Genomic DNA, 12503 nt, shown 5'->3' with positions numbered 1-12503 from the left:
TCTCCTAGCGTTTCCACCATGACATCGCTTGCTGCCGCGCAATCGGCCCTCACCGGGTTGGGCGTCGGGCTCTCTCTCATCGTCGCCATCGGAGCGCAGAACGCATTCGTGCTGCGCAAGGGCCTGCAACGCACCCATGTGTTGTCGATCGTGGCGGTATGCGCGCTGTCCGACGCGATACTGATACTCGCCGGGGTCGCCGGCATCGGTGCAATCGTCGACCGCTTCCCCCTCGCCCTACGCGTCGTTACCGTCCTCGGAGCCCTGTTCCTCTTCGTCTACGGACTGATGGCGCTGAACCGCGCTCGCACGCCGTCGAGGATGACGACCGAGACGGCAGGCGGTGGTTCGCTGATCGCGGCCGTCGCCACCTGCCTGGCACTGACTTGGCTCAACCCGCACGTCTACCTGGACACCGTGGTGTTTCTCGGCTCGATCGGAAACCGTCAGCCGGGAGGCCTGCGCTGGTGGTTCGCCGTCGGAGCAATGCTGGGCAGCGTTGTGTGGTTCACCGCGCTCGGCTACGGCTCGCGAGTGCTCGGTCCGCTGTTCGCACGGCCGGTCGCCTGGCGAGTCCTCGACATCGGAATCGGCATCATGATGCTGACCTTGGCGGCCCTGCTGGTGTTCGGCTGAGCGTCCACAATTCTCGATTGCCACCCTCATCCCGATTTCGGAGGCACAGAATGGACACTCAGCTCGCTACCCGATACGAAGGACCGATGGCACAGCTGACGACGTTTCCCGAACCGAGTTTCGCCCTCTCCGATCCCGCCGAGCTGTTTCGCGAATACCTACGCTTCTATCGCGGCGAGCTGGTGCGGCGCATCACTGCGCTCAGCGACCAATCCCTGACCACCAGAACCGTTCCGTCCGAGTGGACCCCGCTGCAGATGCTGACCCATCTGGTGCACATGGAACAGCGCTGGTTCGTCTGGGGATTTCTCGGCAGGGCCGTCGACGCGCCCTTCGGTGACGAGAAGGACGGCACCTGGCACGTGGGTGCCGACGTGGACGCGGAGAGGTTACTGACCAGGCTCGACGCCGGTGCCCGGCTCACCGAGGACGTGCTGAGCTCACATCGGATGGACGAATTGGCCACTCTCGGCGGACGATTCACCGAGGAGCGTCCGACGCTGATCTGGATCTGCTTTCATGTACTCCAGGAATACGCCCGACACCTCGGCCATCTCGACGTCGCTGTCGAACTGGCCGGCGGGCCGACAGGTGAGGGACCGGCATGAGAATCAACATCACCAGCGTCTTCGTCGACGATCAGAGCACGGCGCTGACGTTCTACACAGACGTACTGGGCTTCGTCGTCAAACACGACATTCCCATGGGCGGAACCGATCGCTGGCTCACCGTCGTCTCACCGCAGGATCCGGAGGGCACCGAGTTGCTGCTCGAGCCCAGCGGTCATCCCGCCACCGCGCCGTTCAAGAACGCCCTCTTCGCGGACGGCATTCCGTTCACGCAGTTCGCCGTGGATAATGTTGCGGCCGAATACGATCGGCTCATCGGCCTCGGGGTTCGGTTCACCCAGCAGCCCACCGAGATGGGTCCGGTGATCACGGCCGTGTTCGACGACACCTGCGGCAACCTGATTCAGATCATCGCTCCGTCGAGCTGACCGGTCACAGGTTTGCGTACAGATCGACGGTAGTGCCGTCGGGATCGTGCACCACGGCGTACCGCTGCCCCCAGAACGCATCCCACGGCGGCAGGTGACCGGTGTAGCCCGCGTCGGTCACCGCCGCCCACGCCTCGTCGACTCCCGCAGCAGAACCACAGTCGAAGGCGAGCGCAACGCGATGACCGCCGCTGGGCGGCGTCCACGTCGGGTCGAAGGAACTGATAGTGGAGGGCAGATCGAACAAGAGTCGGACCCCACCCAGGTCGACCTCCACGTGTTGCTCGGCATCGGCGTCGGCCGGAATGTCCAGTCCCAGAACGCGGTAGAACGCCAACGCAACTGCCATATCGGCGACGACGATTTCGATTCCTGCCAGACGTGGTGTCACGACGGCAAAGGCTAGCCGCGTCAACCCCAGTTCGCGGCATTTGTCAGGCAGAACGGATGCCCGGCCGGATCCAGCAGCACACGCCAGGTCTCGCCCGGTTGCTCGTCGGGCAGAGTCGCGCCCAACTGCACTGCAGCGGTGGCGGCCGCGTCCAGATCGTCCACCGCGAGATCGAAGTGAAACTGCTTGCTGCCCTCGGTGTTCGGCCACGTCGGCGGCTGATAGTCCTCCACGCGGCCGAATCCGAGCGCACTGCTCGGACCCTGCAGCATCGCGTACTCCTTCTCGGAATGTACGACCCCCCAGCCGAGCAGCGCCGACCAGAATGCCGCGCTGACTTCGGGATCTGCGCAGTCCAGCGTGACCATCTTCAGTGTTGCCACGGGTGCGTCGTTCATCGCGTTCCTCCTCGACAGGATCGTCTATTTCTCGGGGTGTCGGACCAGACTCCTACACTGACGGCCGTGCCGGATAGGAAAAATGCGACAGCTACGCACGCCGGCGTCCTGCGGCCGGATCAGCTGGCGCAGTACGTGGACTTGGTCCGGCTGCCGTGTGCGGCGTCGTTGGCACCGTGGGTCGAGAACTACTGGCAGCTTCGGTGGGATCTGCCGTCGGGTATCTCGTATCGCAGCTCGACCCTGCCCCACCCGGCGTGCACACTCAGCGTCGAGCACGGCTGGACGAGGGAGGGCGTTGTCGACCCGGTGGTGGTGACGGGAGTGCTCACCCGCCGATTCGACGTGGTCCTCGCCGAATCCGGTTGGGTGTTCGGCGTCAAGTTCCGACCCGGCGGCTATGCAGCGTTCACCGGGACAGTTGCGCGGACACTGCGCGACGTCCACGTGACTCCGCCGACGTCCTTACGAGCAGACACCGTGCACGCACTCGCCGAACTGGGCCCGCACGTGGACGCCGACCACTGCCGAACCGTCGTCGACGCGGTTCTGGAGCCCTACGCCCGGGAGGTGGAACCCGAGTACGAGACCGTCCTGAATGTCATCGACACCATGCTCCCGGATCGAACGCTGATACGCGTCGGCCAGGTGGAGGAGAGATGCGGCATCGGGACTCGTCGGCTGCAGCGGTTGTTCGAGCGCTACGTCGGCGCGACGCCCAAGTGGGTCCTGGGTCGGTATCGGATCCACGACGCCCTCACCGAACTCGACAACGGCTACTCCGGTCCCCTGGCAGACCTCGCGGCGCGCTACGGCTGGTTCGACCAGGCACACTTCACCCGCGAGTTCACCGAACTGGTGGGAGTGCCGCCGAGTTCCTATCAACTGTGAGTAACGCCTTCGTCACGCATTGGGACTTTTGCCGATTCGTTTGGCACAGTAACCCGCGGTGCTCGGTAGCACCGGGTGGGGAAGCGCAGCACAGAGGAAGAGTGGGCTCCAACGCATGATCAACATTCTCGTTGCCGGTGGTATCGCATTGGCGGTCTCGATTTTGTTGACGCCGTTTCTCATCGCGCTGTTCACCCGTCAGGGCTTCGGCCAGGAGATTCGCGTCGAGGGGCCCGTCAGCCACTACGCCAAACGAGGAACGCCGACGATGGGCGGCGTCGCGATCATCGTCGGTCTCTGGGCCGGTTACCTCGGCTCTCACCTGGTGGCGATGGGTGGAGACGGACCGTCGGCGTCCGCCCTGTTGATCCTCGGTCTCGCGACTGCTCTCGGCGTTGTCGGTTTTCTCGACGACTACATCAAGGTCCGTATGAAACGGAGCCTCGGCCTCAAGGCAACCGGCAAGTACGTCGGGCAGATCAGTTCAGCGGTGATCTTCGCAGTGCTTGCACTGCAATTCAGGAACGGGAACGGGCTCACTCCCGGCAACGTCGAACTCTCACTCGTGCGTCAATCGACGTTCTTCACGATGGCCCCGATCGTCTTCGTGCTGTTCTGTATCTTCCTCATCGTCGCGTGGTCCAACGCGGTCAACCTCACCGACGGGCTCGACGGTTTGGCGGCGGGCTCGATGACCCTCGTCCTCGGCGCGTACACGGTGATGACGTTCTGGCAGTACCGACAGTCGTGCGCGACCAATTCGGTCGCCGGGTGCTACCAGGTACGTGATCCACTCGACCTCGCAGTCGTCTGCGCGGCCGCCGCGGGTGCCTGCATCGGGTTCCTCTGGTGGAATGCCGCCCCGGCCAAGATATTCATGGGCGACACCGGGTCGCTCGCACTCGGCGGACTGCTCGCAGGGCTGTCGATCGTGAGCAAGACCGAGCTGATCGCCGTGGTGTTCGGCGCTCTCTTCGTGACCGAAGTGGCGTCGGTCGTCATTCAGGTCGCCTCGTTCAAGACCACCGGCAAGCGGCCCTTCCGGATTGCACCGATCCACCACCACTTCGAGTTGGGCGGTTGGGCGGAAACAACGGTCATCATCCGGCTGTGGCTGTTCGCCGCGATCGCGTCGGCGCTGGGGCTCGGGTTGTTCTACAGCGAATTCCTCGCTGCGGTCGGCTGACCTCTACGCTTGCCGATATGACCGACGAAATGTCTCCGGTGGCCAAGGTCGATGCTCTCGCAGCCGAACTCGAACGACTCGATGCTCGACGCATCGCCATCGGAGTCGAACTCGTCAATCTTCAATTCGGCCTCGACGGTGACGCCAAGATCCGTGCGACAGAGGTGTTTCACAGCGACTACCTCGAGCGACTGTTCACCTTGGTCGACGAACTGCGCACGGACGAGTAGCTTTCTCCTGTTGACCTGAAGCAAGGTCGAGGTTTTACTGTCGCTTTCATGAACAACCGAGTACCCATGCAGCCACCCGAGCGACAGCCGATCGGATTCTGGACGGTCCGCGCCGGTGAGGCCATTCGAGCGCGCACCCGCGGCGCCCTCCGCGACATCGGTCTCACCCAGCCCGAATGGTGGCTCCTGCACCAGATTTCGCTGCATCCAGCAGGAGTCGACGCGGAAGCAACGATCGAAAAAATCGGACACAACGACACCCCCGAGGCAATCGTCGAGGCACTGGACTCGGCACATGCGAAGGGCTGGATCACGAAGTCGACGTCACGTGTGACGTTCACCCCCGCCGGTGAAGCGCAATTCCGGCGGGCTTCAGACGTTCAGCAGATGCTGCAGGACGAACGGATGCAGGGCATAGCTCAGGACGAGTTCATCACGGCAATTCGTGTGTTGCAGAGGACAATCCAGAACGTCGGGGGTGACGCCTGGCATTGGTGAGATCGGCGTCGAGCACTTACCCACCGTTGAACGCCTGGCCGGCAGCCGCCGCAAAGGCAGCCATGCTCGGGAATTTCAGGTCGACGCTGTAAGCCTCCGTGGGCTCCGGCGTCGCACCCCAACCGGGTCGATCGTGACGCCGGTCGATCCACACCGACGCGATGCCGTGACGCGTGGCCGGAACATGGTCGTGAAACAGACTCTGTGCGACGTGGAGCAGACGCGACCGGGGCACGCCGAGGCGGTCGAGGACTCCGTCGATTGCGTCGAAGTGATTGTCGGCCGGCTTGTATGCCCCTACGTCCTCCGCGGTGACGATGGCGTCGAACTGGACGCCGAGCCGGCGATTGCTGCCCGCGAAGCCGTCGCGGTGGACATTGGACACGATGACCAGCTTGTAGTTCTCGGCAAGATCGGCCAATGCCTCGGCGGAGTCGGGGAAGGCGGGCCAGTCGGGAACGGACGCCCCGAGCCGGTTCGCCCAGTCCGCTGACACCGTCATGTTCAGCGTGTCGCCGGTACGTACGAACGCTTCGGCAAGTATCTCGGGGTACAGCATCGTGGGTGAATGCTGTTGCATTCTGGCTTCGTTGACGGCGTAGGCAGTGAGTAGCTCTTCCCCTGACAGTCCAGCACCGGACTGTTCCGCCCACGGACCGAGAACGTTCAGTATCCCTGTCTCCCAATCGATCAACGTCCCGTAGCAATCGAAACTCAATACGTCGAAGTCGGCGAGATTCATTCGGCAGGCACTCCTCGAGAGAATTCGGTGTCGATACCGTCCACCCGAATCGTATGCGATCGGGAGGGCCTCCCCAGTGCCTGCCCTGAACGCTGGGTAGGGTCTCGGGCGACAGCAGATCGGCCGCGACGAAGGGCGGATCCCATGACCCCACGCAGTGGCGGCACGGTATCGGTTCTCCTGTCCGAACGATCGGGAACCGCGGATGCGGGCGACAACGTGACCGCGCGGGCCACCGAGTGGTGACGGCAGTTCTGCTACGGCCGGCTGTGAGGTCCGACGCCGAGTTCCTGTTCTCCATGGCGTCGGATATCGAAGTGGTCCGATGGATCGGAGACGGGAAACCCTGGACTGCAGAGTATTTCGATCGCCGATTCGAGAGGGCACTGAGCGCGACCAATAGCCACGAGCCGGACGCACAGAGATGGTTCGTCGGAACCACCGACAGGCAGGTGCGCGTCGGGTTGCTCAGTACCGTTCGGCGATCCGACCACCTCGAGGTCGGCTATTGGGTACACCCGGACCATTGGGGTCGCGGTTACGCGGGTCAGTTCCTCGTTCACGCGCAGGAACTCGCCGCCGGTCTGCCGTTGACTGCGCAGGTGTACAGCGACAACGGTGCCTCGCGGCGGGTACTCGAGCGTGCCGGATTCACACTCGTCGACGACGGAGATCTCCTCACGTATCGGCGTCGTCCGACGCCTGGACTCACCACGTCCTGATCGGCCGGGGACGAACGGTGGTGCGGCCGGTCGTGACACCACGCACCATGGGACGCATCAGAAAATCGTGGGGAAACCCGGCGTCGACGGCACTGACTGCATGCAATCTGTCGAGCTGCGTTTTTCGTCGAACACGACATCGAGAGCAGAGGTGTTCTGCTGCAACTGTTCCACCGTCCGCGCCCCGATCAGCGAGCTGACGACCGAGGGATGCCGAAGGGTCCACGCCAACGCCACCTGGGCGGCGGTCACACCGAGCTCGCGGGCGACGTCGACGACAATGTCCGCGATCTCGAGCCCGCGTGCGGTCAGAGTTCCGTTGGCCCTTGCTTGATCGCGACGCGTCCCTGCTGGACTGCGGGAAGCGACCGTCGCGAGATCCGCGGACGTGTATTTGCCCGCCAACACTCCACCGCCCAGCGGTGCCCACGCGACGACGCCGATACCCAGATTCGCTGCCATGGGCAGCAATTCGCGCTCGGTTGTCCTTTCGATCAAGCTGTACTCCACCTGCAGTGCCGCAACACACGGCCAGCCGCGCAGCTCCGCTGTGGTCTGCATCCGCGCTACTTCCCACGCCGGTGTATCGGAAATGCCGATGTAGAGCACCTTTCCCGCACGGACCAGCTCACCGAGCGAGGCAATGATCTCGTCGCTCGGTGTCAATCCGTCCCATGCGTGCAGATACAGCAGGTCTATGTGGTCCGTGCCGAGATTTCGCAGGCTTGCTTCGACGGAGCCACGCAGACTCTTTCGGCCGCCCCCCACCTGCGTTCGGATCCGACGGATCACGCGTCGCCGCGTATTTCGTTGCCACCACCACCGAGTCGCGGCGGTTACGGAGAAAGCGGCCCAGATACTGCTCCGACTGGCCGTCGGTGTAGATGTTGGCGGTGTCGACCATGTTCCCGCCGGAGTCGAGATAGGCGTCGAATATTCGTCTTGCGTCGGCCTCATCGGCACCCCAGCCCCAGGCGGTTCCGAATGTCATGGCTCCCAATGAAAGTGGTGACACTCGAAGGCCGGTGCGGCCCAGCAATCGATACTCGTCCATGCGTGTCATAGCCGTGTTTCCTTCCGTTTCGATTGTGTTCAGCGTCCCGGTTCCGTTGCACAGCGAGAAGGCAGAGATCATCCTGGGATTCTCGATACCAGGCTGATCGTGCCGACGTGGCCTACCGTGGATCGGGTGAGTACGCAGTTGGGTCGAGACGAGCTGGCAGCGTTTCTGCGTGCCCGACGCGAGGCGCTCGTCCCGTCGGATGTCGGTCTGCCGCCGCGGATAGGGGCCTCGCGAACACCCGGGCTTCGGCGTGAGGAAGTCGCTGCATTGGCAGGGGTGAGTGTCGACTATCTCGTCCGGCTCGAGCAGGCACGAGATGTTCGGCCGTCGGCACAGGTGGTGCAGTCACTGTCGAGCGCGTTGAAATTGTCCACCGATCAGGCGAAGTATCTGTTCACGCTGGCCGGCCATCCGTGCCCGAGCAGCCCGCCGCGCAACTAGTGCCCGCAGGCATTCGGCAGTTGATCGAGGACGTCGCCCCGCTGCCTGCGATGGTGCTCGATCACCGACTCGACATCCTGGCCACGAACGACATGATGGCCGCCCTGCTCCTCGACATCGACCGCCAACCCGTCGCGAACCGCAACGTTCTTCGAATGTGTTTCCTGGACAGTCGGTTCGACGGATTCTACGAGGCGCGTGACGACGTCGTCAGAGGTGCAGTGGCGGACCTTCGCGCTGCCTGGGTGAACCACTCTCACGACGAGAAGTTGGCCGCGTTGATCGAAGAACTGGAACGCGGAAGTGCGGAGTTCTCCCGCTACTGGCGGTCTCGCGACGTGTCCGTGCGAAACCGAGGCGACAAACCGATGCGGCATCCGCTCGTCGGGCAGATCACCGTGACATTCGATGTACTCAAGCCACTCGGAGACCCGGACCTGCGGCTCATCGTCTACCGTCCGGCCGATGCACGATCCCGCTCTGCGTTGGACGACCTCGAGCGTGTGTGCTCGCAGCGCCGACAGCGGCACCTGCGCACCATCTGAATCCGACTTCTCGCGGCAGGAGAAGTCGAGACTTCATCCATGCAGTACTCCTATCGTTTCGGGCAGAACGAAGGAAAGGTCACCGGCACATGCTCGACAAGTGGAACTCGGCGCTGGACTACATCGAGGACAATCTCGACCGCGAAATCGACCCGATGGAGCTCGCACGGCTCACGCTGACATCGGAATACCACTTTCGACGTGTGTTCTCGGCGCTCGCAGGATTGCCACTGTCCCACTACATCCGGCAGCGCCGAATGACACTGGCGGCAGCAGACATCCTCGGCGGCATGGGCGTGCTGGACGTTGCGACCAAGTACGGCTACACCGCAGACGCATTCACCCGAGCCTTCCGAGACCTGCACGGCATCAAACCATCTCAGGCCCGACGTCCGGGAGCCGTCCTTCGTTCCAGACCACCGGTGACATTTCACCTCACCATCGAAGGACGGAGCACCATGCGATACCGCATCACCGAACTGCCTGCATTCCACATCGTCGGCAAATCCACCCGAATCCCACTCCGGTTTCACGGCGAAAACACCGCAATGACCGACTTCCACCGAAGCCTGGCACCGGGAACCGGCGATCGACTGCGTCAACTCGCCGACCTGCCCGACCTCCCCGAAATCCTGTTCGTCAGCGACGGCTTCGAGCCCGAACGCGAAGACGGCAGCCTCTTCGACTACTACTTCGCCGTCGCCACCACCTCCCCCGCACCCCCCGAATGGAACACCCTCGCCGTACCGGCATCGACCTGGGCAGTATTCGAGGCGCACAGCAACACCGCACTGGCGCCCGCACTCCAACAACTCTGGGCCGACGCCTTCAGCGAATGGTTCCCCTCCAACCCATACGAAACAATCCCGGGACCGGAAATCCTCACCGTCACCGAAAACACCCCCGACTGGTCCTCGGGAACCGGTGAATTGTGGCTCCCGATTCGGCGAACCCACTAGCCCCCCGCCCACTCAATGTGACCTTTGGTGGCCTTTTGGGGGGTCAATGTCACATTCGGTGGACTGCGCGAGGGGTCGGAGACATCCAGTGCTCGATAATCTGATGGCATGGGCACAAGCCGACGGCAAGCACTGCGTCGTCGATATCTGTCCCTGGGATCGGGCGAGTTGGCTGCGGCCGCGGTGTTCCTGACGATCGCACTCGCAATGGGGGTGCCGAGGCTCGACAAGGACAGCCGTCTGGCGATGTGGTTCGCGCTGGTCCCATTGCTGCTAGTGCTGGTGCAGGCGGGAATCTATTGGCTGCTGGCCCGCTCCTGGGTCGAGCACCATCCGATGCCGCCTTCGATACGCAGGACATACCGCAGCTTTCGCGTGGTGAATGTCGCGGTGCTGTTGGGCGGCCTGTGTGGACTGATCACCTTCCTGCCCGACGGACTCGCTTCCAGTTTCGGATTCATTGCCATCTGGATGTTCGGGGTCGTCGAATACGTCAACTACTTCGTGATTCGACTGGCCTATCCCCCGCGTCTCTGGCTGTCGACAGTCGGACAGTTGCGCACACCCCGCCTGGTCCAGGATCTGAACTCCGGTAGCTGACCTTTGTGAATCACGGACACACAATGCACTCGATGTGACATGTGGTGGCCTTTTCGAGGGTCAATGTCACATCGAGTGGCCTCGAGGAGCAGTCAGGTGAGGGATTGGCCGTAGACGTGGGTCACGGCGATGGTCACCAACACCCGTCGGTCGGCGACCATGGTCGCTCGGTATTCGCTCCAGTCCGGGTGTTCACCGGCCGCAGCGCGGTAGTACTCGACCAGGGCGTCGATTTCCGGGCCGTCCGGTGACGTTCCCGGGCCGGTGAGGGTGACAGTTCCTTCTGCCGTCGCCCATGCGGTGCCGTCGGCGTTGGTCACTTCGAGGGCGGCACGTGGATCTCGGCGCAGATTGGCCGTCTTCGCTCGTCCTTCGGTCACCGAGATTCGGATGGTGTCGGTGGCGTGATCGTAGAACGGCGTCACCGGCGACAGTTGCGGAAGTCCGCTGGATTTGATGGTCGCCAGTACGCCGATTCGGCTCTGCGCGAGTAGGTCGTGCGGATCGAATGCGCTGTCGGTCATAACTTCTCCTGAGGTCGTGGGGACAACTCGGCCGCGTAGGCACCGACGGCTCGCCTGTATTTTCCCAGCGCCGGGCCGGCTGCTCGAAGTGCACTCCGCAGAGCCTGCTCCGCGTCCCCGATATCCCACAGGGTCAGCGCCACGAAAGCGTCACGTGCGGAGGCGTATTCGTTCGTAAACTCGAAATCCTGCAGCACGCGCAGCGCTTCTGTCGGTCGCCCGAGGTTACGCAACGAACTCGCCAATTGAATGCGGGCTCGATATTCTCGGTCATCATCGCGCCCACCGGACAAGGACGCTTCGTACAATGGAACCGCAGCCGCTGGATCGTCGAGAAAGTCTTCGAGCGACGCACGCTCGAACAGCGCACAGGCTTCGGTAAGCGCTGCAGCAGTGAGCAAGTGTTCCAACTCGACTCGCATCCGAACGGGGTCAGTGTCGTCCGCGTCGCGCCAAAATGCAGCTACCGTATCCACGACGCCTCCGCCTGTCGTAGCCCGATCGTCGAGCTTAATGATGTCAGTCGCTCGGGAGATGCCATCACGCGCTCCATCGTCGCAGACACGTCTTGGTTTCGACAGTTGGATGTTGAGCTGACCCTGGTCGAGCTGTTGCCGTCGGCCCCGCTGGGGGTCAGGGACTGGCCGCATCACTGATGTACATCGCATTCGCGATACTGACCGGAGCCATCTCGGCTGGCCGGTAAACTACTGTGCTGCAAGAAATTCGATTCAATTACCCACTCCGTCGCGACTGTGGAACCGTCGTCGCCCCGGGATTTCCTCCGGGTCGGCCCAGTCGACCTGATAACCGGCGGACGTCAACGCTGCAGCAGTTGCATCGACGTCCACGACGAAAGCCGGATGAGCCTTTCGGGCGGGTCGGAAGTCGTCCTCGATGCCGATATGTATCTCACCATCGGGTCCGCCCACCCCCGGCACGCGAAACCAACATCCTCCGCGAGCAGCCAGCAGCGGAGGTTTCACGATCTCGTGCCAACCCAACGCACCCGCGTAGAACTCACGCTCGCGTTCTACGCCGCTGACCGGACATGCGACCTGCACGTGGTGAATCATCGAACGAACGTACCTCCACCTCGATTGACACGCCGGTGAACGGTAGGCAACCGTATGGGTATGCAACTGAGATTTCTGGCCGGCGTCTCGACGGCCTTCGCAGTCAAGCTCCTGGTGATGCGAGCGCTGACACTCAAACTGCAGCGAGATATCGAGGCACTCAACAACGGCGACTACCGCCCCCTACTGTCGGCGTTCCACCGAGACGCCGTGCTCAAATTCGCCGACGGTGACAGCCGCTGGTCCGGTACCCACCGCGGCCGCCCGGCCATCGAAAAATTCTTTCAGGACTTCGTCGCTGCCGGAATCAAGGGACAGATCACAGAAATCTACAGCGGCGGCGCTCCCTGGCGAATGACCCTACTTGTCCGCTTCGACGACCACGCCCACGCGGCCGACGGCACCGAACTCTACAACAACCGAACCGTGCTCCTCGTCCGCACGAGCTGGGGAAAAATCGTCTCGCAGGAAGACTTCTTCGAAGACACCACACGCATCGACGCATTCGAGAAGAAGCTGCGCAAACTCTGAAATCGCCCGCCCGCTCCTTCCGCGCACGACTCGGCCGGTACTCGATGTGACATTCGGTGGCCTTTTCGGGGGT

The 12503-nt window shown here is 63.0% G+C and carries 22 protein-coding genes; 14 read left to right on the top strand and 8 right to left on the bottom strand.

Features of this window, described 5'->3' with window-relative positions; translation table 11 throughout:
* Positions 1-18 precede the first annotated feature (18 nt).
* The 3 genes from ACFI9K_RS19145 (at position 19) to ACFI9K_RS19135 (ending at position 1633) form a co-directional block, all read left to right on the top strand.
* On the top strand, positions 19-636 hold the full coding sequence (locus ACFI9K_RS19145; RefSeq protein WP_462664968.1) for a LysE/ArgO family amino acid transporter: 618 nt from the start codon (positions 19-21) through the stop codon (positions 634-636).
* 86 nt (positions 637-722) lie between these two features.
* Complete coding sequence (locus ACFI9K_RS19140; RefSeq protein ID WP_462664967.1) at positions 723-1244, top strand: mycothiol transferase; 522 nt, start codon at positions 723-725, stop codon at positions 1242-1244.
* Positions 1241-1633 carry a VOC family protein gene (locus ACFI9K_RS19135; RefSeq protein ID WP_462664966.1) on the top strand — a complete coding sequence of 131 codons (393 nt, stop codon included), beginning with the start codon at positions 1241-1243 and terminating at the stop codon, positions 1631-1633. Before ACFI9K_RS19140 ends, ACFI9K_RS19135 begins: the two co-directional genes overlap by 4 nt.
* A gap of 4 nt (positions 1634-1637) precedes the next feature.
* Here the strand turns inward: ACFI9K_RS19135 and ACFI9K_RS19130 are convergent, their stop codons facing one another.
* Both ACFI9K_RS19130 and ACFI9K_RS19125 read right to left on the bottom strand, forming a co-directional pair.
* On the bottom strand, positions 1638-2024 hold the full coding sequence (locus ACFI9K_RS19130) for a VOC family protein (RefSeq protein ID WP_462664965.1): 387 nt from the start codon (positions 2022-2024) through the stop codon (positions 1638-1640).
* A gap of 20 nt (positions 2025-2044) precedes the next feature.
* Positions 2045-2422: a VOC family protein gene (locus tag ACFI9K_RS19125; RefSeq protein WP_462664964.1), complete on the bottom strand. Its 378-nt coding sequence runs from the start codon at positions 2420-2422 to the stop codon at positions 2045-2047.
* 66 nt (positions 2423-2488) lie between these two features.
* Between ACFI9K_RS19125 and ACFI9K_RS19120 the strand changes: the two genes are divergently transcribed.
* The 4 genes from ACFI9K_RS19120 to ACFI9K_RS19105 all read left to right on the top strand — a co-directional run bounded on the left by ACFI9K_RS19120 (position 2489) and on the right by ACFI9K_RS19105 (position 5227).
* Positions 2489-3313, top strand: a complete 825-nt coding sequence (locus ACFI9K_RS19120) for a DUF6597 domain-containing transcriptional factor (protein WP_462664963.1) — start codon at positions 2489-2491, stop codon at positions 3311-3313.
* Between the two features lie 115 nt (positions 3314-3428).
* Positions 3429-4499 (top strand): phospho-N-acetylmuramoyl-pentapeptide-transferase, encoded by a 1071-nt coding sequence (gene mraY, locus ACFI9K_RS19115; RefSeq protein WP_462664962.1) that lies wholly within the window; start codon positions 3429-3431, stop codon positions 4497-4499.
* A 17-nt stretch (positions 4500-4516) separates the two neighbouring features.
* Positions 4517-4729 carry an oxidoreductase gene (locus tag ACFI9K_RS19110; RefSeq protein WP_222091378.1) on the top strand — a complete coding sequence of 71 codons (213 nt, stop codon included), beginning with the start codon at positions 4517-4519 and terminating at the stop codon, positions 4727-4729.
* Positions 4730-4777: 48 nt separating this feature from the next.
* Positions 4778-5227: a MarR family winged helix-turn-helix transcriptional regulator gene (locus ACFI9K_RS19105; protein WP_462664961.1), complete on the top strand. Its 450-nt coding sequence runs from the start codon at positions 4778-4780 to the stop codon at positions 5225-5227.
* A gap of 16 nt (positions 5228-5243) precedes the next feature.
* Here ACFI9K_RS19105 and ACFI9K_RS19100 read toward each other — a convergent pair whose 3' ends face one another.
* Complete coding sequence (locus tag ACFI9K_RS19100) at positions 5244-5969, bottom strand: haloacid dehalogenase type II (protein WP_462664960.1); 726 nt, start codon at positions 5967-5969, stop codon at positions 5244-5246.
* Between the two features lie 242 nt (positions 5970-6211).
* Here ACFI9K_RS19100 and ACFI9K_RS19095 point away from each other — a divergent pair, with 242 nt between their 5' ends.
* Entirely contained in the window at positions 6212-6691 is a 480-nt protein-coding gene (locus tag ACFI9K_RS19095) for a GNAT family N-acetyltransferase (protein ID WP_462664959.1), read from the top strand.
* Positions 6692-6748: 57 nt separating this feature from the next.
* On the opposite strand, the gene ACFI9K_RS19090 is transcribed toward ACFI9K_RS19095, so the two are convergent.
* Both ACFI9K_RS19090 and ACFI9K_RS19085 read right to left on the bottom strand, forming a co-directional pair.
* Entirely contained in the window at positions 6749-7414 is a 666-nt protein-coding gene (locus tag ACFI9K_RS19090) for an aldo/keto reductase (RefSeq protein ID WP_462665105.1), read from the bottom strand.
* The gene (locus ACFI9K_RS19085) at positions 7320-7754 is read right to left on the bottom strand and encodes an aldo/keto reductase (protein ID WP_462664958.1); all 435 of its coding nucleotides are present in this window, start codon (positions 7752-7754) and stop codon (positions 7320-7322) included. Before ACFI9K_RS19085 ends, ACFI9K_RS19090 begins: the two co-directional genes overlap by 95 nt.
* Before the next feature lie 126 nt (positions 7755-7880).
* Here ACFI9K_RS19085 and ACFI9K_RS19080 point away from each other — a divergent pair, with 126 nt between their 5' ends.
* The 4 genes from ACFI9K_RS19080 to ACFI9K_RS19065 all read left to right on the top strand — a co-directional run bounded on the left by ACFI9K_RS19080 (position 7881) and on the right by ACFI9K_RS19065 (position 10299).
* Positions 7881-8195: a helix-turn-helix domain-containing protein gene (locus ACFI9K_RS19080; RefSeq protein ID WP_462664957.1), complete on the top strand. Its 315-nt coding sequence runs from the start codon at positions 7881-7883 to the stop codon at positions 8193-8195.
* Positions 8168-8740, top strand: coding sequence for an MmyB family transcriptional regulator (locus tag ACFI9K_RS19075; protein WP_462664956.1), 573 nt, complete (start codon positions 8168-8170; stop codon positions 8738-8740). The genes ACFI9K_RS19080 and ACFI9K_RS19075 overlap by 28 nt, the downstream gene beginning before the upstream one ends.
* An 89-nt stretch (positions 8741-8829) precedes the next feature.
* Positions 8830-9699, top strand: coding sequence for an AraC family transcriptional regulator (locus ACFI9K_RS19070; protein ID WP_462664955.1), 870 nt, complete (start codon positions 8830-8832; stop codon positions 9697-9699).
* Between the two features lie 108 nt (positions 9700-9807).
* Positions 9808-10299 carry a hypothetical protein gene (locus ACFI9K_RS19065; protein ID WP_462664954.1) on the top strand — a complete coding sequence of 164 codons (492 nt, stop codon included), beginning with the start codon at positions 9808-9810 and terminating at the stop codon, positions 10297-10299.
* 92 nt (positions 10300-10391) lie between these two features.
* Here the strand turns inward: ACFI9K_RS19065 and ACFI9K_RS19060 are convergent, their stop codons facing one another.
* Complete coding sequence (locus ACFI9K_RS19060; RefSeq protein WP_462664953.1) at positions 10392-10823, bottom strand: PPOX class F420-dependent oxidoreductase; 432 nt, start codon at positions 10821-10823, stop codon at positions 10392-10394.
* Positions 10820-11188: a tetratricopeptide repeat protein gene (locus ACFI9K_RS19055; RefSeq protein WP_462665104.1), complete on the bottom strand. Its 369-nt coding sequence runs from the start codon at positions 11186-11188 to the stop codon at positions 10820-10822. Before ACFI9K_RS19055 ends, ACFI9K_RS19060 begins: the two co-directional genes overlap by 4 nt.
* On the opposite strand from ACFI9K_RS19055, the gene ACFI9K_RS19050 reads away from it, so the two are divergent.
* On the top strand, positions 11069-11479 hold the full coding sequence (locus ACFI9K_RS19050) for a hypothetical protein (RefSeq protein ID WP_462665113.1): 411 nt from the start codon (positions 11069-11071) through the stop codon (positions 11477-11479). The two genes, ACFI9K_RS19055 and ACFI9K_RS19050, sit on opposite strands and share 120 nt — an antisense overlap.
* A 75-nt stretch (positions 11480-11554) precedes the next feature.
* Here ACFI9K_RS19050 and ACFI9K_RS19045 read toward each other — a convergent pair whose 3' ends face one another.
* Positions 11555-11899 carry a VOC family protein gene (locus ACFI9K_RS19045; RefSeq protein ID WP_462664952.1) on the bottom strand — a complete coding sequence of 115 codons (345 nt, stop codon included), beginning with the start codon at positions 11897-11899 and terminating at the stop codon, positions 11555-11557.
* Between the two features lie 60 nt (positions 11900-11959).
* On the opposite strand from ACFI9K_RS19045, the gene ACFI9K_RS19040 reads away from it, so the two are divergent.
* Positions 11960-12430 (top strand): nuclear transport factor 2 family protein, encoded by a 471-nt coding sequence (locus tag ACFI9K_RS19040; RefSeq protein ID WP_462664951.1) that lies wholly within the window; start codon positions 11960-11962, stop codon positions 12428-12430.
* The last annotated feature ends 73 nt before the right edge of the window (positions 12431-12503 follow it).

It is taken from the genome of Rhodococcus sp. PSi06, from assembly GCF_054960675.1.
The sequence above is the reverse complement of the archived record's forward strand: the minus strand, read 5'-3'. Positions and strand labels throughout refer to the sequence as shown.